A 25,849-nucleotide genomic window follows, 5' to 3' on the forward strand; every position below is an offset into this window, starting at 1 on the left:
ACACTTCCCTCGCGACCTTGCACCGTGCGGCCGCGTCTCTAGAAAGGAGTGTTGTTGCGTACTATTCCTCATCATAGCTTTTAAACGTATCTGTTAAACAATTGTAGCGATTGAAGACGTTTCAGTCAAGATTACAGTGAAAACTCTTGTTGCAGCTCTTTAAACGTCGCATCGACCGCAGCGAGCGTCGCGTCGATATCCTCGTCCGTATGCACAGTCGACAAGAACAAGCCTTCGAACTGTGACGGTGGCAAGAACACGCCGCGCGCCGCCATCTTCTGATAGTACGAGCGGAACATGTCGAGGTTCGACGTTTTCGCCTTCTCGAAGTTCGTCACTTTCTCGTTCGTGAAGAAGAAGCCGAACATCGAGCCGGCCCGGTTCGTGTCGTGCGGGATGTTATATTTCTCGGCCGCTGCCGTGAAACCTGCCGCGAGGCGGTCGGCTTTGCGCTCGAACTCCTCGTAGTGCTCAGGCTTGAGTTGCGACAGCGTCGTGTAGCCGGCGATCATCGCGAGCGGGTTGCCTGAAAGCGTCCCTGCTTGGTAGATCGGCCCTTGCGGTGCGATGTGTTCCATGATCTCCCGTTTGCCGCCGTAAGCGCCGACCGGAAGGCCACCGCCGATGACTTTGCCGAGGCACGTAAGATCAGGCGTCACGCCAAAGTAACCTTGGGCGCAATTGTAGCCGACGCGGAAGCCGGTCATGACCTCGTCAAAGATGAGGAGCGCGCCGTTTTGTTCCGTGATTTCACGAAGTCCTTCGAGGAATCCTGGCTGCGGCGGGACGAAGCCCATGTTGCCGGCAGCCGGTTCGACGATGACGCCGGCGATGTCGTCGCCGTGCTTCTCGAACGCGATGCGAAGCGCGTCGAGGTCGTTGTATGGGACGGTGAGCGTATGGCTCGCCAAGTCTTTTGGGACGCCCGGTGAGTCCGGGAGACCGAGTGTCGCGACACCAGATCCGGCTTTGATGAGGAGCGAGTCCCCGTGGCCGTGGTAGCAGCCTTCAAACTTCAAGATCTTCGTCTTGCCCGTATAGCCGCGTGCGAGGCGGAGAGCCGCCATCGTCGCTTCCGTACCGGAGTTGACCATGCGGACCATCTCAATCGATGGGACGCGGTCGATGACGAGCTCGGCCATCTTTGTCTCAAGCTCCGTCGGTGTCCCGAACGTCCAGCCTTTTTCAGCCTGATCTTGGATCGCTTTCATGACGACCGGGTCGCGGTGACCGAGAATGAGTGGTCCCCATGAGAGGACGTAGTCGATGTACTCGTTGCCGTCGATGTCGTAGACGCGTGAACCTTCACCGCGTTCGGCGAAGATCGGTGTCATCCCAACAGATTTATAGGCACGGACCGGGCTGTTGACCCCGCCCGGCATGAGTGGGAGTGCTTGTTTGAACGCTGCTTCTGAGCGAGTTTGCTTGTATGTCATGCGAATTCTCCTTCCAAATAGCGACAGACGTCTTTTGCGAAATACGTGACGATCAAATCGGCACCGGCCCGTTTGAAACCGACCATCGTCTCCATGACGATACGTTGTTCATCGATCCAGTCGTTCATCGACGCCGCTTTAATCATCGCGTACTCCCCGCTCACGTTATACGCCACGATCGGCATATCGAGCGAGTCGCGCATGTCGCGGATGATGTCCATGAACGCGAGCGCCGGTTTGACGATCATGAAGTCGGCACCTTGCTCGACGTCCGACTGTGATTCCCGGAACGCCTCGCGGCGGTTGGCCGGGTCCATCTGATAGCCTTTGCGGTCGCCTTCACCAGGCGCCGACTGCGCCGCGTCACGGAACGGTCCGTAGTACGCCGATGCGTATTTGACGCCGTAGCTCATGATCGGGATGTGGCTGAAGCCGTTTTGGTCGAGCCCTTCGCGGATGGCGGCGACGAAGCCGTCCATCATCGAGCTCGGCGCGATGATGTCTGCGCCCGCTTGCGCTTGCGTGATTGCCGTCTGGACGTGAAGCGGCAGTGACGCGTCGTTATCGACGTCACCGTTCTTCACGATGCCACAGTGGCCCGTCGACGTATATTCACAGAGGCACGTGTCGGCGATGACCGTGAGCTGTGGTGCCCACTCTTTCACTTTGCGGATCGCTTCTTGGACGATGCCGTGGTCGTGGTACGCTTCCGTGCCTTCCGGATCTTTATGCTCAGGTACACCGAACAAGAGAACGGACTCGAGCCCGAGGTCGACGAGCTCACGGATCTCGTCTTCGAGACGATCGAGCGAGAAGTTGAAGACGCCAGGCATCGAGCTGACTTCGCGTTTAATATTTGTCCCTTCGACGACGAAGAGCGGATAAATCAAATCTTCTTTCCGAACATGGTTTTCACGTACGAGTGCACGCATCGACTTCGACGAGCGCAGACGACGGTGACGGTCGAATTGGTTCATGAAAAATCTCCCCCTACACACTGTATTAATGCATCCATAGTATAACACTCAGGCACTCGGACCGGTAACGTCGACACTTCTCGGACGGCCCGCTCGGTCACTTCGCCGATGGCATACCACGTGCCGTGGAACCGCTCGAGGTATGGTGTGAGCGCGTGGACCGCGGATGGGCTGAGCACGAGCAGCGCCTCGACGTGTTCGAGCGCGGCCGCTTGATCGGCCGTGAGTGCTTTCTCGACCGTCTCATAGACGACCCAATCGTACACATGCGGCAATTGCTGCATGTGCTCGGTGTTCGCCAAATCCCCACGGGCGAACAAGATGACGTCATCCTCCCCGACGACGTTAGCCAACTCGCGGAACAACGCCTCGCCCGTATACGTCTCTGGCATGAGCGAAACGGTGAATCCTTCTGCCTCGAGCGCGTCCCGCGTCTTCTCGCCGACGGCAGCGACTTGAACGTTCCGAGGAACGTCTTGAAGCGCTGGGACAGCGGTTTGACTCGTGACGACGAGCCAATCGAACGAATCAGTTGGCATTGGTTTCCCGGTCAGCCGTGTCTCGATCATCGGGACGTGATGAACGGAAAGACCGCTCGCGTCGAGCAAGGCCCGTTGCGAAGCGGTCAGTCGTTTTGTCCCTGTGTACCAGACGTCACACATTGACCGAGGCGAGGATCTCGCGTCCGCCGCGTCCGAGCAAGTCGTCAGCGACGTCTTGACCGAGCGCGACTTCGTCCGTTGACGTTTTCGTCACACGGAGCACGTCTTTGCCGTCGACCGAGGCGATCAAGCCGGTGAGCGTGACCGTGTCCCCGTCGACCGTCGCGTAGCCGCCGACCGGTACGTGGCAGCTGCCTTCAATCGCCTTCAAGAACGTCCGCTCCGCCGTCGCAGCTTTCGCCGTTACGTCATCGTGAAGGAGCTGTAAAATCTGCGTCACTTCGGCGTCGTCTTTCCGGCTCTCGATCGCGAGCACGCCTTGTCCGACGGCCGGTACCATCATGTCGGCATCGAGCGCCTCGAACTTGACGCGGTCGGTCCAACCCATGCGCTCAAGTCCCGCTTTCGCGAGCAAGATGGCGTTGAAGTTCTCGGTATCGAGTTTTTTCAAGCGCGTGTCGATGTTGCCGCGAATCCATTGGATCTCGAAGTCCGGACGGGCCGCGAGCATCTGCGCACCGCGACGGAGCGAGCTCGTCCCGATGACTGCGCCTTGCGGCAACGTCTCGAGCGTGTAGCCGTCCTCGCAAATCAACACGTCACGTGCGTCGACACGTTTTGGCATACAGCTGATAAAGAGGTCTTCCGGCAGTTCGGCCGGGACGTCTTTCATGCTGTGGACGGCAAAATCGATATCCCCTGCGAGCATCTGTTGTTGGATCTCTTTGACGAACAAGCCTTTCCCGCCGACTTTCGACAGTTGGACGTCGACGATTTGGTCGCCTTTCGTCACGATTTCTTTGATCTCGAACTCGTTCTGGGCCCCGGCTTGCTTCAATTGTTCGATGACCCATTTCGTTTGTGTCATCGCGAGTTGTGAGCGGCGTGAGCCGACGATAATTTTACGCATAATGTTTAGTCCCCTTCATAGAAAAAGGCGACGAGATCCGCCGCCTTTTTGGTTTGTATTAGCGCATCAATGCGCGAAGTGGTGCTTTAGCCGCCATCGCTTCTAGTTCTTCCGGTTCTGTGTCCACAGTCGGAACGTCGACGTCTAGCGCGAACGCTTCGACGAACTGGGCGATGCGCGTGTTCGCGTCCGGTTGAGCGGCCGCGTCTTTAATGTAGTCGATCGGTTCACGAAGCATCTGGTTGATGATCGACTTCATGTGCTTGCCGATGACTTTCTTGTCCCGGTCCGACAGATGGTCGAGCTTGCGCTCAAGACTTTCCATCGTCTCTTCTTGGACAGTGAGCGCACGTGAGCGCAACTCGTTCATGATCGGCACGACACCGAGCGTGACGAGCCACGCTTGGAACTCTTGAATCGCCTCATCAATCTTCACTTCAATCTTCTCTGCCTCGACGAGACGGGCTGCCAAGTTTTTATTGACGATCCCGTTCAAGTCGTCGACATCAAACAAATGGACGCCCGGAAGCGACCGGACCGCTGGATCGATATCTCGCGGCACAGCAATGTCGATGAGAAGAAGTGGACGTTCCCGGCGCAACAATTGCGCTGCGGCGACGTCATCATACGCGATAACGGCTTCTTTGGCGCCAGTCGAGCTGATTAAAATATCAGCATCGAGCAGTCCACAGGCGATCTCGCGAATCGAGTGGGCCCGGCCTTTGAACTTGTCAGCGACCGCTTTCGCTTTGCTTTCAGTCCGGTTGAAGACCGCAATTTGTTTGGCGCCGGCTTCGAACAAGTTGAGCGTTGTCAGCTCACCCGTCTCGCCTGCACCGACGACGACGACTTGTTTGTCATCGAGGCGCGTGTACATCTCTTGCGCGAGCGCGACCGCAGCCGAGCTGACCGATACCGACATTTCCCCAATTTGCGTGTCAGTATGGGCCCGTTTGGCGAGCGTCACGGCTTCTTTGAACAATTTATTAAACACTGTCCCCGTCGTCCCGTTCTCTTGGGCGCGGAAGAAACTTGACTTCACTTGTCCTAAAATTTGCGTTTCCCCGATAATCATCGAGTCGAGACCTGACGTGACACGGAATAAGTGACGAATCGCTTCTTCCCCTTCACGGATCGACAAGTATGGTGTGAACTGATCCATCTCAAGATCGAACCAGTTCGCTAAAAAACGTTTTGTATAATAACGACCCGTATGGAGCTGGTCTGTGACGACGTATAGCTCGGTACGGTTACAGGTCGACAAAATAACCGATTCAAAAATGCTTTTCTCTTCGCGGAGCGCGATCATCGCGTCCACGATTTCTTGCTCCCCAAACGAGAACTGCTCCCGAATCGCGACAGGGGCTGTCTTGTTATTTAGTCCGACGACGACAATATGCATGTACCTCTTCCCCTCATCTAAAATCACAGTGGCGGTTGTCTTTTCTTTTTTTACATCTCTACCGTACATTATAACAATTTTTATTTAGGAACTATAATCTTCTGTTCGATTTTTGTGAAATAATTTAAGAACTTTTTGTGACGAAAAAAAGTAGAAACGGTCAAATTGGCCATTTCTACTTGTTTCGTCATTTAAGTGACGATGAATCTGTGATAATCGTGCTTTCTTTTCGCTCATCTTCTTGTTCTTCAAGATAATGTTTCCGTTCTTTCAGCTTGTAGATGCGGACGATGTTTTTGACGACCACTTTCGCCACCGCATACGTCGGAACCGCGATCAACATCCCGATGATCCCAGCCAAGTTACCGGCCACGAGCAAGACGATGATAATCGTAAGCGGATGCACTTTGAGCGTCTTCCCTTGAATGAGCGGGGAGATGACGTTCGCCTCAATCTGTTGGACGATGATGATGACGAGGATAACCCAGAGCACTTTGATCGGATCTTGGATGAAGGCGACGACGACGGCCGGTGCAGCCCCGAGGAACGGTCCGACATACGGGATGATGTTCGTCACCATCATGAAGAGCGCGAGCAAGATGGCATAGTCTACACCGATGATCCAAAGACCGATAAGCGACGTGATCCCGACGAAGAACGCGACGATCAGCTGGGCATGCACATAGTTTTTAACGGTCGTATGCATGTCGTTCAAAATTTTTCGTGTCTCTTTCTCATAGCTCGATGGCAATAGCTTGACAATCGAGTCCGGCAACCGTTTCCCGTCGAGTAGCATATAGAGCAGCATGAATGGAATGACGACGATCGTGATGACGGCTGATGTGATGAATCCGATGACTTGGCCGAATGAAGAAGCGATGTTGCCAAAAATATCACCGAGGTATGTGGTGACGTTGTTGGTCAAATCGGTGAACATGTCATCATTCTCCGCCATGAAGCGCGATAGGAACTCGTTTTGCATGAGCGAGTCACGCACTGAGAACGCTTGTTGCTGTAACTCTTTGGCGATACTCGGCATCGCGTTGACGAGATCGGTCACTTGTCCGACGAGCACCGGCCCGAGAATACTGAACACGAGCGTGATGATCAGGATAAGCGATGTTAGCGTGATTGCGACTGACATGCCACGTTTCCCGGACCGTCGTTCTAAATAATCGACGACTCCAACGAGAAAATAAAAGAAAAGTCCTGAAATAATAAGCGGTACCGTGACGAGCGCCAATATGACTTGGATTGGTTCGAACACGAATGAGATCTCTGTCCCGACCAAGATCACTAAGAAGATCGTCAACGTCCAAAATAAGAAGCGATACCATTTGCTTTCAAACATTCTCTGCATCTTTCCACCTCGTTCATTAATGTATTGCTATACAATATGACAATTATACGATACTTACCCGTTCACGTAACCCTAAAAACAAAAAGACGAGGGGATTATCCCTCGTCGTCCGTCAACAAATCGTAGATGGCTTTCCACGCTTCGTCTTTTCCTTCTGCCGTTTCGGCCGAGAAAGATACGAATCGGTCAGTCGATTCGAATTGAAGCTTCCGCTTCACGGCCGCCTCATGTTTCTGGCGCTGCGCTTTCTTGATCTTATCGAGTTTCGTCGCGACGACGATGACCGGAATCTCATAATGTTTCAAGAAATTGTACATCGTCACGTCATCACCCGACGGCTCGTGTCGGATATCGACCAAGAGGACGACACCTTTGAGTGCGCTTTGCGACGTCAAGTATTGCTCCATCATGACGCCCCACTTCTCACGCTCGGTCTTCGAAACTTTGGCATACCCGTAGCCCGGGACGTCGACGAACATGATCTCGTCATTGATGTTGAAGAAGTTCAGCGTCTGCGTCTTCCCCGGTTTTGATGATGTCCGGGCGAGTGCTTTACGCTGACAGATCTTGTTGATGAATGACGATTTCCCGACGTTCGAACGGCCGGCGAGTGCGACTTCTGGCAACTCGTGGACCGGATAATGGTCCGGCGCCACGGCACTCGTAATAAATTCTGCTTTATTGATTTTCATTGTTTTCCTCCAAATGCTACTTCTAATACTTGATCGAGCATCGTGACCGGGACGAACGTCAGTTTTTCACGGACGGTGTCTTGAATGTCATCGATGTCACGTTCATTGTCTTTCGGGATGATGATGGTCGTGAGTCCGGCCCGGTGCGCGGCGAGCGCTTTTTCTTTCAAGCCGCCGATCGGCAGGACACGGCCACGGAGCGTGATCTCTCCGGTCATCCCGATGTCACGTCGGACTTTCTTCCCGGTCAAGGCCGAGATGAGCGCCGTCGCGATCGTGATCCCGGCGGATGGCCCGTCTTTCGGGACGGCACCTTCCGGGACGTGGATGTGCACGTCTTGCCGCTCGTAGAACGTCGGGTCGATCCCGAACCGTTCCGCGTTCGAGCGGACGTAACTGTACGCCGTCTGCGCCGACTCCTGCATGACATCGCCGAGTTTCCCCGTCAACTGCAGCTTGCCTTTGCCCGGTGCGAGCGCGACTTCGATCGTGAGCGTATCGCCGCCGAACGCCGTGTAAGCGAGGCCTGTGACCGCTCCGATCGAGTCTTCCGTCTCGCCTTTGCCGTAACGATACTTCGGTTTCCCGAGGTAGTCGCTTAGGACTTTGAGCGACACGGTGACACGTTTCTTCTCGCCGATCGCGATCTGTTTCGCCGCTTTCCGGCAAAGCGATCCGATGACACGCTCAAGGTTACGGACGCCGGCCTCGCGTGTGTAGCGACGGACGACTTCATAGAGCGCGTCTTCTTTAATCGTGAGCTGGCTCTTTTTCAAGCCGTGTTCTTTATATTGTTTCGGAATCAAGTGGCGTTTCGCGATCTCGACTTTTTCGAGCTCCGTGTAGCCGCCGATTTGAATGAGTTCCATCCGGTCGAGGAGCGGGGCCGGAATTTGCGAGACGTCGTTCGCCGTCGCGATGAACAGCACGTTCGACAAGTCGAACGGCTCCTCGATGTAATGGTCCGAGAACGAGACGTTCTGTTCCGGGTCGAGAACTTCGAGCATCGCCGAAGCCGGGTCGCCCCGGAAGTCCGACGCCATCTTGTCGATCTCATCGAGCAAGAACACCGGATTCTTACTTTCAGCTTGCTTCAAGCCACGGATGATCCGCCCTGGCATCGCGCCGATATACGTACGGCGGTGGCCGCGAATCTCAGCCTCATCACGCACCCCGCCGAGCGAGACGCGGACGAAGTTACGTTCAAGCGCCGAAGCGATCGAGCGGGCGAGCGACGTCTTTCCGACCCCAGGAGGTCCGGCGAGACAAAGGATCGGTCCACGCAGCGAGTTCGTCAATTGACGGACCGCCAAGTATTCGAGGATCCGGTCTTTGACCGATTCGAGCCCGTAATGGTCATCGTCGAGGACACCGGCCGCATGTTTGACGTCCAATTTATCTTCGGTTTCAATTCCCCACGGCAGCGAGACGATCCAATCGAGGTAGTTGCGGATGACGGCGTACTCAGGTGACGTCGCCGGGACGACGTTCAACCGTTCCGCTTCCCGCATGACGTTCTTCCGTGTCGTTTCCGGCAAGTCGAGCGCCTCGAGCTTCTCGAGGAGACGGTTCGGTTCCGACTCTTGCGACTGGTCCCCAAGTTCTTGTTGAATCGTCTTCATCTGTTCACGTAAGTAGTACTCTTTTTGCGCTTGTTCAATCGTCTTCTTCGTCCGTTCACGCAACTCTTGCTCGAGCTCGATGATCTCGACTTCGTGCGTCATGATCTCGAGCAGTTCGAGCCCGCGTTTGACCGCGTCTGGTTCTTCAAGCATCGCTTGGCGAATGTCGACATCGACATCGAGTTTTGAAGAGATATAGTCGGTCAATGACTCGAGCCGCTCATACATCTCAAACCGACGACGCTCGTCCGGTGACAAGCCTTTGATCGTCCCGACGAGTTTGCCGAACTGTTCTTTCAAGAGACGCACGAGTGCCGTCCGCTCGACTTCTTCCCCTTCGACGAGTTCAAGCGAGTCGACGTCAGCAAACCAGCCGTCTTTCGTCGCTTCGACGGCGTTGATTTTGACGCGTTCTTTCCCGACGAGGCGGACCCGTACCGTATCGTTCGACAGTTCGCTCATCTTGGCGATGTGGACCCGCGTCCCGATCGCGTAAAGGTCTTCCGGTTCAGGTGATTCTTTGCCTGTCTCTTTTTGCGTGACGACAATCAAGTCTGTCTCGTGTTCCTTTGCGGCAAGGAGTGCTCGTAATGAGAGCGGTCGCCCGACGTCGATCGTCACGCCAATCAGCGGATAAACGACAACTCCACGCAAAGGAAGAATTGGTAATTGTTCCATTACAACGCCTCCTGTGCAAAAAGGCCCAAAACTCGGGTGTGCCGAGTGTTTGAGCCTTTTTCGTTAAAAGATTATGCTGTCTCTTTGTTGTCCCCAGTCTGTTCGACAGTACCATCACGGAGAACATATTTCGGACCGGCAAGACCCGTAATCGTTTCTTCTGTAATGATGACTTTCTCGATATCATCACGCGATGGGACAGTGAACATCACATCGAGCATCATTTCTTCGATAATCGAGCGGAGACCACGTGCACCTGTCTTGCGTTTGATCGCAAGCTTGGCAATTTCAATCAATGACTCGTCTGTGAACGTGAGTTCGACATCGTCGAGTTCGAGCATCTTCTCGTACTGACGGACGAGCGCGTTTTTCGGCTTCGTCAAGATTTCGACGAGTGCTTCCTCGTCGAGCGTCGTGAGCGTCGCCATGACCGGTAGACGTCCGATAAATTCAGGGATCAAGCCGAATTTTTGAAGATCTTCCGGCAATGCGCGGGCGAGCAAGTCTTCTTGCGTCATCTCGCGATTTTCTTGATCGTTCCCGAAACCGATGACTTTCTTCCCGATGCGGCGTTTGACGACCGCTTCGATGCCGGCGAATGCGCCACCGACGATGAAAAGAATGTTCGTCGTATCGATTTGGATGAACTCTTGATGCGGATGCTTCCGTCCACCTTGTGGCGGTACGCTCGCAGTCGTTCCTTCAAGAATCTTGAGCAAGGCTTGTTGGACCCCTTCACCAGACACGTCACGCGTGATTGATGGGTTTTCCGACTTGCGGGCAATCTTATCGATTTCATCGATATAGATGATCCCTTTTTCAGCTTTTTCGACATCGTAGTCAGCCGATTGGATCAGCTTGAGCAAGATGTTCTCGACGTCTTCCCCGACATAACCGGCTTCTGTCAAACTCGTCGCGTCCGCGATAGCGAACGGGACGTTCAAGACGCGAGCCATCGTCTGAGCGAGAAGTGTCTTACCGCTACCAGTTGGTCCGATCATGACGATGTTCGACTTCGAAAGTTCGACATCATCAGAACGGCCACCGGCATTGATACGTTTATAGTGGTTGTAGACAGCTACCGAAAGCGCACGTTTCGCCCGGTCTTGACCGATGACGTATTCGTCAAGGATATTACGGATCTCTTGTGGTTTTGGAATGTCTTTGAATTCAACTTCTTCTTCGACACCGAGCTCTTCCTCAACGATTTCATTGCAAAGTTCAATACATTCGTCACAAATGTATACGCCAGGACCGGCGACTAGTTTACGGACTTGTTCTTGCGATTTCCCGCAAAACGAGCATTTAAGTTGTCCCTTTTCCTCGTTAAATTTGAACATTCGGTACACCCCTTCTGAATGGAAATGGATGTAAGTGCGATAAATCGCCTATTTGTATTTTCAGGTGCAAAGCACTCACGAAAAAACATTTACATCTCTGCGTTGCAATAATTGTAGCATGAACATATAGCGACTTCAAAGATTAACACACGTAATGTGTCGTGACAGAAAAAAGGACGACTGCGTCGCAGTCGCCCTCCTCTCATCTAATTACTTCGCTTTACCAGTTTCAACGAGGATGTCGATCGCCTTACGGAATTTGAGGTCACCTTTAAGTGTCTCGATTCCGCCTTGCGGTGCGAGCATCGTACGGAGTTGATCCGGTGCGATGTTGTAGAGTTTAGACATTTCTTCGAGTTCTTTCTCAGCATCTTCATCAGTTACTTCGATCGCTTCTTTTTCAGCGATTGCTTTCAAGACGAGACGAGCTTTAACGCGCTCTTCAGCTTGCTCTTTCATCTCTTCACGCATAGCTTCTTCTGTTGTGCCAGTGAGTTCGAAGTACATGTTGAGGTCGATGCCTTGTGAAGATACACGAGTACCGAACTCTTGAACCATGCGGTCTACTTCTTGGTCGATGAGGATTGCAGGTACGTCGATTGTCGCGTTAGCAGTTGCTTGCTCAACGAGTTGGTCGCGCATCGTGCCATCAGCTTCTTGTTGCTTCGCAGCTTCTAAGCGCTCACGAATTTTCGCTTTCAACTCGTCGAGTGATGCTACTGACTCGTCGATGTCTTTTGCGAACTCGTCGTCGAGCTCAGGAACTTGCTTCGCTTTTACTTCGTGAAGTTTGACTTTGAACGTCGCTGGTTTACCCGCCAAGTTGTCAGCGTGGTACTCTTCAGGGAATGTTACTTCGATGTCTTTTTCTTCACCAGCAGTCATGCCTACCATTTGCTCTTCGAATCCAGGAATGAATTGACCTGAACCGATTTCAAGTGTGTAGTTTTCAGCCGTGCCACCTTCGAATTGCTCGCCTTCAGCGAAACCTGCGAAATCAAAGACAGCTGTATCGCCGTTTTCGACTGCGCCTTCTTTAACAGCAAGTTCTGCGCCTTGCTCTTTGAGGGCGTCAAGTTCTGCTGCGACTTCTTCGTCTGTGACGTTCGTTTCTACAGCATCGTACTCGAGACCTTTGTAGTCGCCGAGCTCAGCTTCTGGTTCAACCACGAATGTTACTTTGAAAGTAACCGGCTGACCTTTTTCGAGCGTGCCATCAACGTCGATGTTTTCGAGAGCCATTGGTTCGAAACCAGCTTCTTCGACTGCAGATTGGATTGTGTCACGGTAGAGGATATCAAGCGCATCTTGGAAGAGTGCTTCTTCTCCGTACATTTTGTTGAACATTGGACGTGGCAATTTCCCTTTACGGAAGCCAGGTACGTTCAAGTTTTTGACGACATCTTTAAATGCTGCGTCGACTGCTTTATTGAATGCTTCTGCAGGTGCTTCGTACGTGAGTACGCCTTGGCTACCTGATGTTTTTTCCCATTTTGCTGTCATGCTAAGTCCCTCCAACAAATTCGTTTATTCTTCTATACCGTACAAAAATGTACAACAATCAGTATTATAGCATAAATCCGGTGACTGCACACAAGGATTTAGTCTAGAAACGCTTGCGTGAACCGGATGTCCGCCTCTAAAATTTCAGCCGCGAGCCCGTCTGTTTCTTCATCGTTCAGGATCGCTGCTTTCGCTTTCACGACGGCTGTCTCGATTTCAGATGTCTCACCCGGTGTGAACGGATAGTGCGTATACATGTAGTTCATGAGCAGTTGCGTCGCGATTTCGTCGCCTTTGACAGCCTTCTGCAAATCGTGGACCACATGCTCCCATTCGTCCATCTTCACTTGTGCCTCTGCCTGCGTCAGCCGATGATGCGTTTCGAGGTCGACCCATTCGATGACAGGCAGTTCTTCGAACGCTTTTTCGAGCACGATCAGTTTCATCAATTTTGGGCGATCTTCAAGGAGCAGTCCCTTCAATACGTTGTCGAGTACGTCATCGATATTGAAATGGACGTGCTCGAGCAGTTCAATCTGTTCCCCGATACTGCCACGATGGACCGTCCGTTTCAGTTTGGCGATCGCCGCCGGAAACTCGGTCATCTTAAGTACTTGGAGCACTTGGTAAGCTTGGGTGTTCACTTGGTCGGCCTTGTCTTGCCACTCTAAATATTGATGGATCCAGTGTGCCGCCTCGAACGGTTGGTCACGCATGATGTAGTACTGGGCGATTTGAAGCCCGCCGGCTGCCGGTTCTTCTGCCTCATGAATCTGCGTCGTGACGAGTTCTTCGAGTTTTTCAAGCGTTTCCGGCTCTTCCGGACGCTCCATCAAACATTGAAAAATTTCCATGAAAATAAACTGATCGCCTTTGACGGCTGCGTACCAATCCCATAGGATCGGCTCGACCCGTTGCCGCTCCCCGGCCGCATCCGCTTCTTGAATCATCTTCTGCAGCCGCGACCAGTTCCCTGGAAACGGGTACTCCCGCTCTTTTTCCATCTTCACACACCCTTTCTTCCATCCATCTCCATCTTCCTTAGGAATTGCTGCGTTGTCAATCAATACCCCGGAAAACGAAAAAAGAGACAACCTCCGTGGAGGCTATCTCTATTTTAAATGGAAGTGTCCCAAGAGGGATTCGAACCCCCGACCGACGCCTTAGCTTACCACCATGGCTTTCGCCACCAACGCATGTTGTTTGTAGTCTGGACTATATCTTCACCATTTCAGGTGCGACACGTGTAGTCTCTACGGAACCTCACGAACAAATTGTTCCTTCAATGGTTCTACCTCTAAAGGCTGACCCTTTAGTCCTTTGAACCACCTTGACCTCGAAAGGATACAAGTTTCCTCGGTATTACCATCAGCATGATCTGTTAAGGCTTCACCGATATAGTGTCGTCCACTCTATAGGTTTCTGTTTCCCTATAAAGGCTCCTATTTGTCTTGAAGGGCGTTGCTCTATCCAGCTGAGCTATTGGGACATTGACAAGAAAACTATAATAGAAAAATGCTTTGCTGTCAATTGGTTCTTTCTGTTTTGTTCAAAGTTGTCCTGACAAGTCCAAATCTTCGACGTGCGTCCCGTCCTCAGACCGGTAAAACCGGACCGCTGCCTGACCGGCGTCAAGGTCGATCAACGCGTACGTCTTGTCCGAGCGTCCGCGCGGCATCCGGATCGAGCCCGGGTTCACGTAGAGCACCCCGTCTTCGATGACGGCCCCGGCCACGTGCGAGTGACCGTACAAGACGACGCTCGCCCCGATTTCCTCGGCCCGATAACGCAACCGGTTCAAATCGAACTTCACGTCATGGTGATGGCCGTGGACGATTAAAACCGTACCTTCAGGTGTCTCTTCGACCCGTTCGAGCGGCAAATCGCCCCCGAAGTCACAGTTTCCGCGGACGGTCCGATACGGCAGCAAGTGCTCGTCGACGAGCACGAGCTGGGAGTCGCCGCAATGGAACGCGTCTTCAATCTCAGTTTCATGCCGAGTAAAGATGGTCGTTAGTTCGTCTGTCAATCCGTGACTGTCACTGACTACTAGAAAACGCATACACCTCAACCTTTCATAAATGGAATGATTTCTGCCTCTAGTTTTCTTAACGCCTGACCGCGATGACTGACCGCCGCCTTTTCGTCACGCTCGAGCTCTGCTGCCGTCTTATGGAGCGACGGGACGATAAAGAGCGGGTCGTACCCGAATCCATTTTCCCCGTGGGGCGCATAGCCGATCGTACCTTCGATTGTCCCGCGCACGGTCAACATCTCGCCTGTCGGTTTGGCGAGGCAGAGCGCGCAGACGAAGCGAGCCGAGCGGTCGTTCGCCCCGTTCAACTTCTCGAGCAGGAGCGCGTTGTTCGCCGCGTCCGACTTCTCAGGACCGGCGAAGCGGGCCGAGTGGACGCCTGGGGCACCGTCGAGCGCATCGACTTCAAGCCCCGAATCGTCGGCGAGGACGGCGTGTCCGAAGTAACGGGCCGCCTCGGTCGCTTTCAGTTCGGCGTTCGCTTCGAACGTCGTGCCCGTCTCATCCGTTTCCGGTGCATCCGGATAATCTAAGAGCGATTCGACTTCAAATCCGAGCGGCGTGAGCATCCCTTCGATTTCAACCACTTTCCCTTTGTTGCGTGTCGCGACAATCAGTTTCATATCGTTTCCTCCATTTGTTCCCCGACATACCACCATGAGGCACCGAGCGCGTCTTCTGCTGCTTTGAACAGCGTCTCGATCCCGCCTTGGGCCATCTGGAGCATCTCATTCATTTCTTGCAGCGTGAACGTCGCTTCTTCACCCGTGCCTTGCACTTCGACGAAGCGTCCGCTCGCCGTCATGACGACGTTCATGTCAACTTCGGCCGCCGCGTCTTCTTCATAGTTCAAGTCGAGCAACAGCTCGTTCGTCCGACCGACCGAGATGGCGGCGACGCCTTCTTTGATTGGCGTGTCGCCGAGCTTGCCTTGACGGATGAGCGCGTCGACCGCGAGCACGAGCGCACAAAAACCGCCTGTGATCGACGCTGTCCGTGTGCCGCCGTCCGCTTGGATGACGTCACAATCGATCCAGATCGTCCGTTCACCGAGCCGTTCCAAGTCGACGACCGAACGGAGCGAGCGCGAAATCAACCGTTGAATCTCCATCGTCCGTCCTGTCTGCTTACCGCGAACGGATTCCCGGACGGTCCGGTTGCCCGTCGCCCGTGGCAGCATCGCGTACTCGGCGTTGATCCAGCCTTGCTTCTTCCCGCGCAGGAAGTTCGGGACGCGTTCTTCGACCGTCGCGGTACAGATCACTTTCGTGTCCCCGATCGAGATCAAGACCGAGCCTTCGGCATGTTTGTTTACGTGCGGAATGATCTCAACGGTACGCAGTTCATCATGTTGTCTTTCGTTACGCATCGACACCAGACACCTCTACTTTCTCCGCTTTCACGGGTTGGCCAAGCCACTCTGTCGCCAATCGGTTGAAGATGGCGACATCCCCGGTCGCATAAAACTGATGCGTCGGGATGGTATCCAAATCGTTCTCAAGTTCTTTAAAATCAAGGATCGCTGCCACTTCGAGCGCCGTCTCATCACCTGACGAAATCAAGTGGACATCGGGTCCGACGACGTCTTGGATGACCGGCGCTAGCAACGGATAATGGGTGCACCCAAGGATGAGCGTGTCCATCTCCGAATCTTGGAGCGGAAGAATCGTCTCGGCGACGATCGACCGGACGCGTTCGCCGCTCAGTTCGCCGGCTTCGACGAGCGGCACGAACGGCGGGCAAGCGAGCGAATAGACATCAATCTCGCCCGCGACGTGACGGAGCGCCGTCTCGTACGAATTGCTTTCGACCGTCATCTTCGTGCCGATGACACCGATATGTTTGTTGCGCGTGCCTTTGACGGCGGCCCGGGCGCCCGGGTCGATGACACCGATGACCGGGATGTTGAGGCGCTTGCGCGCTTCTTTCAAGACGACAGCCGTCGCCGTGTTGCAGGCGATGACGATCATCTTAACGTCTTTTTCTAATAGGAATTCAATCAATTCCCACGTATATGCTTCAATCTCATCGTGCGGGCGCGGCCCATACGGACAGCGCTCCGTGTCGCCGATATAGATGATTTCTTCTTTCGGCAGCTGGCGGATCAGTTCTTTGACTACGGTCAAGCCGCCAACACCTGAATCGAGTACTCCAATCGCTCGTTTCATAAATATCACTTCCATTCCCATCTATCTTACCAAAAAAGCCGTATCCAAAAAAGAAACGGTGTCATGACAAACAAAAAAGACGAGGTAGCCGATTGGCCGCCTCGTCCGTTGCTCGAATTACTGAGCAAGACCTTCGCTAGTGAGCATGTCAGAAAGCGTGTTAACCGCTTCTTCTGCATCGTCACCTGCTGCAGTGATCTTGATTGTTGAATCTTTAGCGATTCCGAGTGAAAGTACACCCATGATCGACTTCAAGTTAACTGTCTTACCATTGTACTCAAGGTTGATATCTGATTGGAACTTAGAAGCTGTGTTGACCAACTGAGTAGCTGGACGAGCGTGGATTCCTGAATCAGCAACGACTGTGAATGTTTTTTCCATGACGTGATAGTCTCCCTTCAAATCTGAATTCTGCAGGCGAACCGGCAGAAATTTTTGTTTGTGAACTCATTATCAAATGATAGCGGATTCGCAAAAATTCTGCAAGCGATTTTTATATTCTGGAGTCCATTCGACCGGGCGACCGGTTTTTGACAAATGCACGAGGCTCGTACGGCCCGCGAACATGAGTTGATCTCCATCATATGCGCCGTAATGAATATCACATGAAGTGTTTCCGACCGTCAAGACATTGGCATACACCTTCAACTGTTGCCGCGGCATCACTTGTCGGACGTAATCGCACTGGGCGTCCGCCACGACGACGAAACCGTCTTTCAAGGAAAATCCTGTCGCTTCGAGCAGCTCGATCCGCGCATCCTCAAAATAGATGAACGGGATCGTGTTATTCATATGGCCGTACGGGTCGCACTCCGAAAAACGGACTTTGACGTCGAGCTCGATTCCTGACCTGACACGCGTTTCCCAACCGGGTTCCCGAAAATACTTTGACATCGGCAAACGTTACGCCTCGACCGCAGAACCGGTACGACCTTTGTCGCTGCCGAAGAACTGTTTGAACGAGTGAAGCGTCGTCTGACGGTTCATCGCGGCGATTGACGTCGTGAGCGGAATGCCTTTCGGACAAACCTCGACACAGTTTTGCGCGTTTCCGCACTGCATGATGCCTCCATCTTCCATTAGCGCTTCGAGACGTTCTTCCGCGTGGAAAGCGCCGGTCGGATGCGAGTTGAAGAGACGGACTTGTGAGAGTGCGGCCGGGCCGATGAAGTTCGACTTGTCGTTGACGTTCGGGCAAGCCTCAAGGCAGACACCGCACGTCATACATTTCGACAACTCATATGCCCATTGACGTTTGTTCTCTGGCATCCGTGGTCCTGGACCGAGGTCGTACGTGCCATCGATCGGTACCCACGCCTTCACTTTTTTCAAAGCGTCGAACATGCGCTGACGGTCGACTTGAAGATCACGGATGACCGGGAACGTCTTCATCGGAGCAAGGCGGATCGGCTGCTCGAGTTTATCGACGAGCGCCGTACACGACTGGCGCGGCTTGCCGTTGATGATCATCGAACAAGCGCCGCACACTTCCTCAAGACAGTTCATGTCCCAGGTGATCGGTGTCGTCTTGTTGCCTTCAGCGTTGACCGGGTTGCGGCGGATCTCCATGAGCGCCGAGATGACGTTCATGTTCGGACGATATGGGACCGAGAACTCTTCCGTATAGGTCGCTTGATCCGGACCGTCCTGGCGTTCGATGATAAAACGAATATCTTTATGCTCAGACTGCATCGGCGTCGTCATTTCGTCTTCGCCCCTTTCTTCGAGTAATCCCGTTTACGTGGCGGGATTAACGAAACGTCGATCTCTTCAAACGAGATATCGACTTCCCCTTCGTTGTAACGTGCCATCGTCGTCTTCATGAACAACTCGTCATTCCGTTCCGGGAAGTCCGGTTTGTAATGAGCGCCACGGCTCTCGTCGCGTTTAAGGGCGCCGAGCGTGATGACGCGCGCGAGGTCGAGCATGTGGTCGAGTTGACGGATGAACGAGGCACCTTGGTTGCTCCAGCGCGCCGTATCGGTCGCTGAGATGTTGTTGTAGCGTTCGCGTAGCTCGCGAAGCTTCAAGTCTGTCGCTTCGAGCTTATCGTTGTAACGAACGACCGTGACGTTGTCGGTCATGAGTTCGCCGAGTTCCCGGTGAATCTGGTAGGCGTTCTCCGTACCTTCCATCGCGAGGATGTCATTGAACCGCTCGATTTCTTCACGTTCGTTGAAGTTGAAGAGCGCTTCTGGCACGCTCTCGGTCGCTTGGTCAAGACCGCGCATGTAGTTGACCGCCGCAGGCCCGGCCTCCATCCCACCGTAAACGGCAGACAAGAGTGAGTTCGCACCGAGACGGTTCGCCCCGTGCATCGAATAGTCACACTCGCCGGCTGCGAACAGCCCTGGGATGTTCGTCATTTGATCGTAGTCGACCCATAGTCCACCCATCGAGTAGTGAACGGCCGGGAAGATTTTCATCGGTACTTTACGCGGATCGTCGCCGACGAACTTCTCATAAATTTCAAGAATACCGCCGAGCTTGATGTCGAGTTCTTTCGAATCTTTATGCGACAAATCGAGATAGACCATGTTCTCGCCGTTGACGCCGAGCTTTTGGTTGACGCAGACTTCGAAAATCTCACGTGTCGCGATGTCACGCGGTACGAGGTTTCCGTAGTCCGGATACTTCTCTTCAAGGAAGTACCAAGGTTTTCCGTCTTTGTATGTCCAAACACGTCCACCTTCTCCACGCGCCGACTCACTCATGAGCCGAAGCTTGTCGTCCCCTGGGATCGCCGTCGGGTGGATTTGGATGAACTCCCCGTTGGCGTAGACGGCACCTTGGCGGTAAACAGCTCCAGCCGCTTGGCCTGTGTTGATGACCGAGTTCGTCGATTTGCCGAAGATAACACCTGGGCCGCCTGTCGCGAGGATGACCGCATCCGATGGAAACGCTTTAATTTCCATCGAGCGTAAATCCTGACAGACCGCACCGCGGCAGATACCCGTTTCGTCGACGATGGCACGGAGAAACTCCCAGCCCTCATACTTCTCGACAAGACCTTGCGCCTCGAAGCGACGGACTTGTTCGTCTAGCGCGTACAAGAGCTGTTGCCCTGTCGTCGCGCCGGCGTAAGCCGTCCGATGATAGAGCGTGCCGCCGAAGCGGCGGAAGTCGAGCAAACCTTCTGGCGTCCGGTTGAACATGACGCCCATCCGGTCGAACATGTGGATGATCTTCGGTGCCGCTTCTGCCATCTTTTGGACTGGCTGTTGGTTGGCAAGGAAGTCCCCGCCGTAAACCGTGTCATCGAAGTGTTGCCAAGTAGAATCCCCTTCCCCTTTCGTGTTGACGGCTCCGTTGATGCCGCCTTGAGCACAAACTGAATGTGAACGCTTGACCGGTACAAGCGAGAATAGTTTAACCGGAACACCCATCTCTGCCGACTTGATTGTCGCCATGAGTCCAGCTAGACCGCCACCGATGACGATCAAACTTTGATTTGCCATATACATTTCCCCCTATTACAAGATGCCCGCGAACGTCAAGATTGAACGGATGCCGACAAAAGATAGTGCCAAGAACACGGCTCCAGAGACGTAGCTCATGAAGTGTTGTGAACGCGGCGACTGTGTGATTCCCCACGTGATGGCAAACGACCAGAGACCGTTCGCGAAGTGGAACGTAGCCGAGAGGATCCCGACTATGTAGAAGATGAGCATGAGCGGATTGTCGACGATGTTTTGCATCATCTCCGCATTGACCTCGACGCCACGCAACTTCGCCAAGCGCGTTTCCCAAACGTGCCACGCGATGAAGATGACGAGGAATACGCCCGTGAAGCGTTGGATCATGTACATCCAGTTCCGCGCGTATGAGTATCGGTTCGTATTGATCGAACCGAGGAAGGCGTAATACACGCCGTACACACCGTGGAAAATCATCGGCAAAGCGATGATTGTCACTTCAAGGAAGTACAAGTACGGTAAGCTCTCCATAAATTTTGCTGCCTTGTTGAACGATTCCACCCCATCGACGATATAGTAGTTGACCGACAAATGGACGATCAAAAACAGGCCGATTGGAATGACCCCAAGTAGCGAATGGACTTTACGACTGAAATAGTCACGACGCGCTGCCATTCTAGTTCCCCCTTTTCACGAGCCCTTGGCTCGTTTTGTAAATAAAAGCGTTTTCAAATGTAAATATAGCTTTCTGTCTCCTATTCTACTCTTGTGAAATTTGTATGACAAGATAACCTAGCCGATTTGTCCCACATTCTTTTAGAAAATACCCGGTGACCAAATCCAAATTTGTCGTTATAATAGTATAGAAAGATTGGAGTGATGGAATAAGATGGAAACGATGAGCCAACCCACTTTCGCGATCGAACTGCTTCGCGACTATGTGTTGACAGATTTGCTTGGGGACGATTACGCCCAAGTCATCTATTGGTCCGGAAAACGGGTCGCCCGCAAATTCCCGACGATGCCGAATGAAGAACTGACTGCGTTCTTCTCGGAAGCCGGTTGGGGAGATTTGACGCTCGTGAAAGAAAAAGAGAGCAAGTTCGTGTTCGAACTCACTCCACCGCCTGCGACCCAAGAGAAAGCGAACGGATATTACCAACTCGAGGCTGGGTTTTTGGCTGAACAGATTGCCGGGCGTTTCCAATGCGTCGCTGAAGGCTATGCCGACCCGGGGCGTCAGGCCGTCCACATCACCGTCCAATTAGACCGAAAAGATACGTACGAATAAGAAGAGCCGATGCGACCGCATCGGCTCTTCTTATTCATCTGTCTTCTCATGCACATGCTCGAGCACGATTTGGGCGAGCTTCTCAGGTAGTCCCGCTTCTTTCAACTGTTCGAGCGAGGCGAGACGGATCTGTTTCATCGACCCAAAATGACGGATCAGTTGCTGACGCCGCTTCGGTCCGACACCCGGGATATCGTCGAGCACCGACTGCGTCATCTTCTTCGTCCGCAAGCTGCGGTGGAACGTGATGGCGAAACGGTGAACCTCGTCTTGCATCCGTTGCAACAGATAGAATGCGCTTGACCGTGAGTTCAATTCGACGACACTGCCGCCTTCACCGAACAGAAGCTGGCTCGTCCGGTGGCGGTCATCCTTCTTCAGCGATCCGACCGGCAAATCGAGGCCGAACTCATTCTGCAACACGTCAAGGGCGGCGTTCAACTGGCCGAGTCCCCCATCGATCAATAGAAGATCCGGCAGACGTTTCTCCTCGGTCAACAATCGCCTGAAACGGCGGCGGACGACTTCGCGCATCGTCTCGTAATCGTCCGGTCCTTGGACGGTCCGGATCTTGTACTTCCGATATTCTTTCTTGAGCGGCTTGCCGTCCTCAAAGACGACGAGCGCCGAGACGGCGTCAGCCCCTTGGATGTTGGCGTTATCGATGATGTCGACGCGCGACAAGTTCGGGATGCCAATCGCCTCACCGAGTTCACGCATCGCGAGCAATGTCCGCTCTTCATCACGCGCGAGCAGTTCGAACTTCTCGTTCAAGGCGATGCCCGCGTTTTTCGTCGCAAGCTCGAGCAACTGTCGTTTCGCTCCGCGTTTCGGTTGCATCACTTTCGTCCCGAGCGCCTCGACTAACAAGTCGATTCGGACGATCTCTGGGACGAGTATTTCTTTTGGCAACACGTTCTGCTCATAGAACTGGACGATGAAGCTCTCGAGTTCTTCTGACGGTTCCCCGTGGAGCGGGAACAACGAGACGTCGCGTTCGATCATCTTGCCGCCGCGCATATAGAACACTTGGACGCACATCCAGCCCCGGTCGAGCGTATAGCCGAAGACGTCGCGCGCCGTCGGGTCGGCCGTGATCATGTTCTGTTTGTTCATGATCGACTCGACGGCCCGGATCTGGTCGCGGAGCTCGGCCGCCCGCTCGAACTGCATATCCTCGGCCGCAAGATGCATATCGACTTGGAGCTTGGCGAGCGTCTCGCTCGTCTCCCCGTTCAAGAAACGGCGGATCTCTTGGACGATCGACTTCTGCTCGTCGGTGTCGACAGCGAGTTCACAAGGACCGAGACATTGGCCGATGTGGTAGTACAGACAGAGCTTCCGTGGCATCGGCTGACATTTCCGGAGCGGATACAGCTTGTCGAGCAACCGTTTCGTCTCGTTGGCGGCGTAGGCGTTCGGGTATGGCCCGAAGTAATGGCCGCCGTCTCGTTTCAACTTACGTGTCGTGAGCAGCCGCGGGTACGGCTCGTTCGTGACTTTAATATACGGATACGATTTGTCGTCTTTCAACCGGATGTTGTATTTCGGGTCGTGTTTTTTAATGAGCGTCATCTCGAGCAAGAGTGCCTCGAGCTCGCTCGCCGTGACGATATATTCGAAGTCACGGATCTCGGCGACGAGACGCATCGTTTTAATATCGTGTGCCCCAGTAAAATAAGAGCGGACGCGATTCTTTAAGTTTTTCGCTTTCCCAACGTAGACGATCTCGCCATACTCGTTCTTATGCAAGTAACAGCCCGGTTCGTCCGGGAGCAGCGCCAATTTATGTTTAATGTGGTCAGTTTGACTCAAATTTTATCACCTCAGTTTAGCTTCCTCCAAGACGGGAAAAAATTGGTGTAGTCTCAGAGGGAGGGTTTTTGATGAAACGATATGACGTAATCATCATCGGCAGCGGTTCGGCAGCGAGTCAAGCCGCGAGCGTTTTACGCGACGCCGGTAAACGGATTGCCATCGTCGAGAATTGGACGTTCGGCGGGACGTGCCCACAACGCGGGTGCGACCCGAAAAAGATGCTCGCGGAAGGGGCGGAACTCATCGCCAAAGTCGAACGCATGAAACCGCTCGGCGTCAAAGGTGACATCACGCTCGACTGGCGCGCCTTCAAGCGACGTATCGATGAATACCGCTTCGCCATCCCGACGACGAAAATGCACAAGTGGAAAGAAGATGACATCGACTTATACGAGGGCGAGCCCCACTTTATCGATGAGGACTCGATCGTCATCGAAGGCCATGAGATCTCGGCACATCAATTTTTGATCGCGACCGGCCAACTTCCGCGACCGCTCGACATCCCAGGAGGTGAAGACGCCATCACGAGCGACGACGTATTCGACCTCGAGGACGTGCCCGAGCGGATCACCATCGTCGGTGCCGGATACATCGCGTTCGAGTTCGCGCACATTCTCCGCCGGTTCGGCAGCGCTGTCACGCTCCTCATCCGGTCGCGGGCGCTTAAACAGTTCGACCGAAAAATTGTGAAGCGGCTCATCGATGAGACGGTCCACATCGGCATCGACGTCCGGTTCGGGCTCGAGCCCGTCAAGCTCGACGGGAACGTCTTGACGTTATCAGATGACTCTACCCTAGAAGGGCTCGTCCTTAACGCCACGGGTCGTATCCCGAGCATCGAGCGGCTACGGTTGGATGCGGCCGGCATCGAGGCGGACAAGGACGGGATCACCGTCAACGACTATTTACAGACGACGAACGCGAACGTCTATGCTGCCGGCGACGTCGCCAAAAGTCCGAACCCGGCACTCACTCCGTTTGCCGGGCAAGAAGGACGGATCGCCGCCCTTAACCTGTTGCGGAACAACACACGTCCGTTGCCGGAGCGCCCGGCCCCGACGGTCGTGTTCACGACGCCGCCAATCGCCAAAGTCGGTCTGACGGTCGACGAGGCGAAATCGCTCGGGATCGACTATGAATGCAGGGATAATGACATGTCCCACTTCCTTACGTATGAACGGGTCAATGACGCGTCCGCCTTCTCGCGCGTCTTACTCAGCAAAGACGGCCGCGTCATCGGCGCTCACTTGATCGGGCAACACGCGCCCGAGCTCATCAACTTGTTCTCGTTTATTATACAAAACAATATCAGCCATCAACACGTTAAGCACTTAGAGTTCGCCTATCCGACGTCCGCCTCTGATTTGACACACTTGATGTAAAAAAAGGCTCTTCCATGTCGTATGGAAGAGCCTTTCGTCATTCGATCCCTTTTTCCTTATCTTCTTTGAGCGCGTCCTGTAACGACTTCTCCCAGAGCGGGACGCCTTTAGCGTGAGCCGCCCGAGCGAGCAAGTGTCCGCCGACCGGTGCGGTCAACAAGACGAAGAACAAGCCGAGCAAGAGACGTGCATCGAAGATACGTTGGTCGACCCAGACGTGGAGCACCGCCGCGAACAAGACGAACATGACGCCGAGCGTCGCCGACTTCGATGCCGCGTGCGTCCGCGAATAGACGTCCGGCAAACGGATGAGGCCGATCGCCGCAACGACCGTGAAGAACACTCCGATGATCGTGAAAACGCCAGTCAATATATCAAAGATCGTTGTCGCGGTCATGATGAATGATCTCCCCTCTCTCTAAGAATTTCGAGAACGCCACCGTACCGATGAAGGCGAGGATACTGAGCAAAAGAATGACCTCGAAGAACATCGTCGTGTCGAGCAAGATCGACAATAGCGCGACGACCGAGATCAACGCGATCCCGATCGAGTCGAGCGCGATGACACGGTCAGCCGTCGTCGGCCCTTTGATGACCCGATACAGCATGCCGAGCATGGCAAACAAGAGAATGGCGAGCGCAATGTAAATTACAATATCTAATATGCTCATTCCGTCGCCTCCTTAATGGTTGATTCAAAGTTATTGTAGATGTCGCGTTTGAGCGCCTCTTTATCCGGCATGTTGAGTGCGTGGATATAAAGTATTTTATTATCTTTTGAGACTTGGACGACGAGCGTCCCTGGTGTGAGCGAGATCAGCATCGACAACAGGCTGATTTTCCAACTCGAGCGAAGTGACGTTTCATATCGGAAGATACCAGGTTGAATCTTCAATTTCGGGCTCAAGACGAGACGTAACACCTCGAAGTTCGCCATGACGAGCTCACGTGCGAAAATCAAGAACAGCTTGAACAGCTTGATCACACGTGTGAAGTAAAAGCCCGTACCTTCAGATTTGAAGAACCGCCGCATCATGAAGATGACGAGTAACCCGAGCAAGTAACCGACGAGAAACCCGCTCGTCGTGAACGTACCGGAGAAGAACATCCAGATGAACGCCAAGAAAAAGTTGATGAGTAGTTGGTAAGCCATGTCT

Annotated in this window: 26 protein-coding genes and 1 other annotated feature (1 of these 27 only partly in view); of the genes, 2 read left to right on the plus strand and 24 right to left on the minus strand. The window is 53.6% G+C overall.

Annotated features, from left to right (window positions below):
* Window positions 1-84 (minus strand) — a binding site (T-box leader); it reaches 137 nt to the left of the window's first position.
* A 47-nt stretch (window positions 85-131) separates the two neighbouring features.
* The 20 genes from hemL to EVJ22_RS05740 all read right to left on the minus strand — a co-directional run bounded on the left by hemL (window position 132) and on the right by EVJ22_RS05740 (window position 20,876).
* The gene (gene hemL, locus EVJ22_RS05645) at window positions 132-1,436 is read right to left on the minus strand and encodes a glutamate-1-semialdehyde 2,1-aminomutase (RefSeq protein WP_070327715.1); all 1,305 of its coding nucleotides are present in this window, start codon (window positions 1,434-1,436) and stop codon (window positions 132-134) included.
* A complete protein-coding gene (hemB, locus tag EVJ22_RS05650) occupies window positions 1,433-2,413 on the minus strand; it encodes a porphobilinogen synthase (protein ID WP_071399362.1) in 981 nt (326 codons plus the stop codon). The genes hemL and hemB overlap by 4 nt, the downstream gene beginning before the upstream one ends.
* Window positions 2,410-3,075: a uroporphyrinogen-III synthase gene (locus tag EVJ22_RS05655; RefSeq protein WP_071399361.1), complete on the minus strand. Its 666-nt coding sequence runs from the start codon at window positions 3,073-3,075 to the stop codon at window positions 2,410-2,412. The genes hemB and EVJ22_RS05655 overlap by 4 nt, the downstream gene beginning before the upstream one ends.
* Window positions 3,068-3,985, minus strand: a complete 918-nt coding sequence (gene hemC, locus EVJ22_RS05660; RefSeq protein WP_070327718.1) for a hydroxymethylbilane synthase — start codon at window positions 3,983-3,985, stop codon at window positions 3,068-3,070. The genes EVJ22_RS05655 and hemC overlap by 8 nt, the downstream gene beginning before the upstream one ends.
* Before the next feature lie 58 nt (window positions 3,986-4,043).
* Complete coding sequence (gene hemA / locus EVJ22_RS05665) at window positions 4,044-5,387, minus strand: glutamyl-tRNA reductase (RefSeq protein ID WP_071399360.1); 1,344 nt, start codon at window positions 5,385-5,387, stop codon at window positions 4,044-4,046.
* 187 nt (window positions 5,388-5,574) lie between these two features.
* The gene (locus EVJ22_RS05670; RefSeq protein ID WP_071399359.1) at window positions 5,575-6,747 is read right to left on the minus strand and encodes an AI-2E family transporter; all 1,173 of its coding nucleotides are present in this window, start codon (window positions 6,745-6,747) and stop codon (window positions 5,575-5,577) included.
* Window positions 6,748-6,842: 95 nt separating this feature from the next.
* Window positions 6,843-7,439 carry a ribosome biogenesis GTP-binding protein YihA/YsxC gene (gene yihA, locus EVJ22_RS05675; RefSeq protein ID WP_071399358.1) on the minus strand — a complete coding sequence of 199 codons (597 nt, stop codon included), beginning with the start codon at window positions 7,437-7,439 and terminating at the stop codon, window positions 6,843-6,845.
* Window positions 7,436-9,739, minus strand: a complete 2,304-nt coding sequence (gene lon / locus EVJ22_RS05680; RefSeq protein WP_070327724.1) for an endopeptidase La — start codon at window positions 9,737-9,739, stop codon at window positions 7,436-7,438. The genes yihA and lon overlap by 4 nt, the downstream gene beginning before the upstream one ends.
* Window positions 9,740-9,810: 71 nt before the next feature.
* Window positions 9,811-11,079, minus strand: coding sequence for an ATP-dependent protease ATP-binding subunit ClpX (gene clpX, locus EVJ22_RS05685; protein ID WP_071399357.1), 1,269 nt, complete (start codon window positions 11,077-11,079; stop codon window positions 9,811-9,813).
* Window positions 11,080-11,289: 210 nt separating this feature from the next.
* Window positions 11,290-12,582: a trigger factor gene (tig, locus tag EVJ22_RS05690; RefSeq protein ID WP_070327725.1), complete on the minus strand. Its 1,293-nt coding sequence runs from the start codon at window positions 12,580-12,582 to the stop codon at window positions 11,290-11,292.
* Between the two features lie 98 nt (window positions 12,583-12,680).
* Window positions 12,681-13,586, minus strand: coding sequence for a hypothetical protein (locus EVJ22_RS05695; protein WP_131443454.1), 906 nt, complete (start codon window positions 13,584-13,586; stop codon window positions 12,681-12,683).
* Window positions 13,587-14,131: 545 nt separating this feature from the next.
* Window positions 14,132-14,644 carry a metallophosphoesterase family protein gene (locus tag EVJ22_RS05700; RefSeq protein ID WP_131443455.1) on the minus strand — a complete coding sequence of 171 codons (513 nt, stop codon included), beginning with the start codon at window positions 14,642-14,644 and terminating at the stop codon, window positions 14,132-14,134.
* Window positions 14,645-14,649: 5 nt separating this feature from the next.
* Window positions 14,650-15,240 (minus strand): XTP/dITP diphosphatase, encoded by a 591-nt coding sequence (locus EVJ22_RS05705; RefSeq protein WP_070327728.1) that lies wholly within the window; start codon window positions 15,238-15,240, stop codon window positions 14,650-14,652.
* Window positions 15,237-15,986: a ribonuclease PH gene (rph, locus tag EVJ22_RS05710; protein ID WP_070327729.1), complete on the minus strand. Its 750-nt coding sequence runs from the start codon at window positions 15,984-15,986 to the stop codon at window positions 15,237-15,239. Before rph ends, EVJ22_RS05705 begins: the two co-directional genes overlap by 4 nt.
* Window positions 15,979-16,785 (minus strand): glutamate racemase, encoded by an 807-nt coding sequence (gene racE, locus EVJ22_RS05715; RefSeq protein ID WP_071399352.1) that lies wholly within the window; start codon window positions 16,783-16,785, stop codon window positions 15,979-15,981. Before racE ends, rph begins: the two co-directional genes overlap by 8 nt.
* Window positions 16,786-16,902: 117 nt before the next feature.
* Window positions 16,903-17,166, minus strand: a complete 264-nt coding sequence (locus EVJ22_RS05720; RefSeq protein WP_021066838.1) for a phosphocarrier protein HPr — start codon at window positions 17,164-17,166, stop codon at window positions 16,903-16,905.
* Window positions 17,167-17,238: 72 nt separating this feature from the next.
* Entirely contained in the window at window positions 17,239-17,679 is a 441-nt protein-coding gene (locus tag EVJ22_RS05725) for an acyl-CoA thioesterase (RefSeq protein WP_131443456.1), read from the minus strand.
* Between the two features lie 9 nt (window positions 17,680-17,688).
* Complete coding sequence (gene sdhB / locus EVJ22_RS05730; protein WP_199749316.1) at window positions 17,689-18,477, minus strand: succinate dehydrogenase iron-sulfur subunit; 789 nt, start codon at window positions 18,475-18,477, stop codon at window positions 17,689-17,691.
* A gap of 8 nt (window positions 18,478-18,485) precedes the next feature.
* Complete coding sequence (gene sdhA / locus EVJ22_RS05735; protein WP_071399351.1) at window positions 18,486-20,243, minus strand: succinate dehydrogenase flavoprotein subunit; 1,758 nt, start codon at window positions 20,241-20,243, stop codon at window positions 18,486-18,488.
* A 15-nt stretch (window positions 20,244-20,258) separates the two neighbouring features.
* Window positions 20,259-20,876, minus strand: coding sequence for a succinate dehydrogenase cytochrome b558 subunit (locus EVJ22_RS05740; RefSeq protein ID WP_071399350.1), 618 nt, complete (start codon window positions 20,874-20,876; stop codon window positions 20,259-20,261).
* 223 nt (window positions 20,877-21,099) lie between these two features.
* Between EVJ22_RS05740 and EVJ22_RS05745 the strand changes: the two genes are divergently transcribed.
* Window positions 21,100-21,492, plus strand: a complete 393-nt coding sequence (locus EVJ22_RS05745) for a YslB family protein (RefSeq protein WP_233589615.1) — start codon at window positions 21,100-21,102, stop codon at window positions 21,490-21,492.
* A 30-nt stretch (window positions 21,493-21,522) separates the two neighbouring features.
* Here the strand turns inward: EVJ22_RS05745 and uvrC are convergent, their stop codons facing one another.
* Window positions 21,523-23,307, minus strand: coding sequence for an excinuclease ABC subunit UvrC (uvrC, locus tag EVJ22_RS05750; RefSeq protein WP_131443459.1), 1,785 nt, complete (start codon window positions 23,305-23,307; stop codon window positions 21,523-21,525).
* Between the two features lie 71 nt (window positions 23,308-23,378).
* On the opposite strand from uvrC, the gene EVJ22_RS05755 reads away from it, so the two are divergent.
* Window positions 23,379-24,692, plus strand: a complete 1,314-nt coding sequence (locus tag EVJ22_RS05755) for a dihydrolipoyl dehydrogenase family protein (protein WP_131443460.1) — start codon at window positions 23,379-23,381, stop codon at window positions 24,690-24,692.
* 37 nt (window positions 24,693-24,729) lie between these two features.
* Here the strand turns inward: EVJ22_RS05755 and mnhG are convergent, their stop codons facing one another.
* Genes mnhG through EVJ22_RS05770 form a run of 3 tightly spaced genes read right to left on the minus strand, consistent with a single transcriptional unit; the run spans window position 24,730 to window position 25,845 of the window.
* The gene (mnhG, locus tag EVJ22_RS05760) at window positions 24,730-25,089 is read right to left on the minus strand and encodes a monovalent cation/H(+) antiporter subunit G (protein WP_016510023.1); all 360 of its coding nucleotides are present in this window, start codon (window positions 25,087-25,089) and stop codon (window positions 24,730-24,732) included.
* Window positions 25,067-25,363, minus strand: a complete 297-nt coding sequence (locus EVJ22_RS05765; protein ID WP_199749311.1) for a Na(+)/H(+) antiporter subunit F1 — start codon at window positions 25,361-25,363, stop codon at window positions 25,067-25,069. The genes mnhG and EVJ22_RS05765 overlap by 23 nt, the downstream gene beginning before the upstream one ends.
* On the minus strand, window positions 25,360-25,845 hold the full coding sequence (locus EVJ22_RS05770; RefSeq protein ID WP_131443461.1) for a Na+/H+ antiporter subunit E: 486 nt from the start codon (window positions 25,843-25,845) through the stop codon (window positions 25,360-25,362). Before EVJ22_RS05770 ends, EVJ22_RS05765 begins: the two co-directional genes overlap by 4 nt.
* Between the last annotated feature and the right edge of the window lie 4 nt (window positions 25,846-25,849).

Origin of the sequence: Exiguobacterium sp. SH0S7, from assembly GCF_004337195.1 — a bacterium.
GTDB lineage: Bacteria > Bacillota > Bacilli > Exiguobacteriales > Exiguobacteriaceae > Exiguobacterium > Exiguobacterium aurantiacum_A.

What these genes read in the sequence shown, in the direction of transcription:
- hemL (WP_070327715.1), bottom strand. Translation starts at nt 1,436, where the DNA reads ATGACATACAAGCAAACTCGCTCAGAAGCAGCGTTCAAACAAGCACTC.
- hemB (WP_071399362.1), bottom strand. Translation starts at nt 2,413, where the DNA reads ATGAACCAATTCGACCGTCACCGTCGTCTGCGCTCGTCGAAGTCGATG.
- EVJ22_RS05655 (WP_071399361.1), bottom strand. Translation starts at nt 3,075, where the DNA reads ATGTGTGACGTCTGGTACACAGGGACAAAACGACTGACCGCTTCGCAA.
- hemC (WP_070327718.1), bottom strand. Translation starts at nt 3,985, where the DNA reads ATGCGTAAAATTATCGTCGGCTCACGCCGCTCACAACTCGCGATGACA.
- hemA (WP_071399360.1), bottom strand. Translation starts at nt 5,387, where the DNA reads ATGCATATTGTCGTCGTCGGACTAAATAACAAGACAGCCCCTGTCGCG.
- EVJ22_RS05670 (WP_071399359.1), bottom strand. Translation starts at nt 6,747, where the DNA reads ATGCAGAGAATGTTTGAAAGCAAATGGTATCGCTTCTTATTTTGGACG.
- yihA (WP_071399358.1), bottom strand. Translation starts at nt 7,439, where the DNA reads ATGAAAATCAATAAAGCAGAATTTATTACGAGTGCCGTGGCGCCGGAC.
- lon (WP_070327724.1), bottom strand. Translation starts at nt 9,739, where the DNA reads ATGGAACAATTACCAATTCTTCCTTTGCGTGGAGTTGTCGTTTATCCG.
- clpX (WP_071399357.1), bottom strand. Translation starts at nt 11,079, where the DNA reads ATGTTCAAATTTAACGAGGAAAAGGGACAACTTAAATGCTCGTTTTGC.
- tig (WP_070327725.1), bottom strand. Translation starts at nt 12,582, where the DNA reads ATGACAGCAAAATGGGAAAAAACATCAGGTAGCCAAGGCGTACTCACG.
- EVJ22_RS05695 (WP_131443454.1), bottom strand. Translation starts at nt 13,586, where the DNA reads ATGGAAAAAGAGCGGGAGTACCCGTTTCCAGGGAACTGGTCGCGGCTG.
- EVJ22_RS05700 (WP_131443455.1), bottom strand. Translation starts at nt 14,644, where the DNA reads ATGCGTTTTCTAGTAGTCAGTGACAGTCACGGATTGACAGACGAACTA.
- EVJ22_RS05705 (WP_070327728.1), bottom strand. Translation starts at nt 15,240, where the DNA reads ATGAAACTGATTGTCGCGACACGCAACAAAGGGAAAGTGGTTGAAATC.
- rph (WP_070327729.1), bottom strand. Translation starts at nt 15,986, where the DNA reads ATGCGTAACGAAAGACAACATGATGAACTGCGTACCGTTGAGATCATT.
- racE (WP_071399352.1), bottom strand. Translation starts at nt 16,785, where the DNA reads ATGAAACGAGCGATTGGAGTACTCGATTCAGGTGTTGGCGGCTTGACC.
- EVJ22_RS05720 (WP_021066838.1), bottom strand. Translation starts at nt 17,166, where the DNA reads ATGGAAAAAACATTCACAGTCGTTGCTGATTCAGGAATCCACGCTCGT.
- EVJ22_RS05725 (WP_131443456.1), bottom strand. Translation starts at nt 17,679, where the DNA reads ATGTCAAAGTATTTTCGGGAACCCGGTTGGGAAACGCGTGTCAGGTCA.
- sdhB (WP_199749316.1), bottom strand. Translation starts at nt 18,477, where the DNA reads ATGCAGTCTGAGCATAAAGATATTCGTTTTATCATCGAACGCCAGGAC.
- sdhA (WP_071399351.1), bottom strand. Translation starts at nt 20,243, where the DNA reads ATGGCAAATCAAAGTTTGATCGTCATCGGTGGCGGTCTAGCTGGACTC.
- EVJ22_RS05740 (WP_071399350.1), bottom strand. Translation starts at nt 20,876, where the DNA reads ATGGCAGCGCGTCGTGACTATTTCAGTCGTAAAGTCCATTCGCTACTT.
- EVJ22_RS05745 (WP_233589615.1), top strand. Translation starts at nt 21,100, where the DNA reads ATGAGCCAACCCACTTTCGCGATCGAACTGCTTCGCGACTATGTGTTG.
- EVJ22_RS05755 (WP_131443460.1), top strand. Translation starts at nt 23,379, where the DNA reads ATGAAACGATATGACGTAATCATCATCGGCAGCGGTTCGGCAGCGAGT.
- mnhG (WP_016510023.1), bottom strand. Translation starts at nt 25,089, where the DNA reads ATGACCGCGACAACGATCTTTGATATATTGACTGGCGTTTTCACGATC.
- EVJ22_RS05765 (WP_199749311.1), bottom strand. Translation starts at nt 25,363, where the DNA reads ATGAGCATATTAGATATTGTAATTTACATTGCGCTCGCCATTCTCTTG.
- EVJ22_RS05770 (WP_131443461.1), bottom strand. Translation starts at nt 25,845, where the DNA reads ATGGCTTACCAACTACTCATCAACTTTTTCTTGGCGTTCATCTGGATG.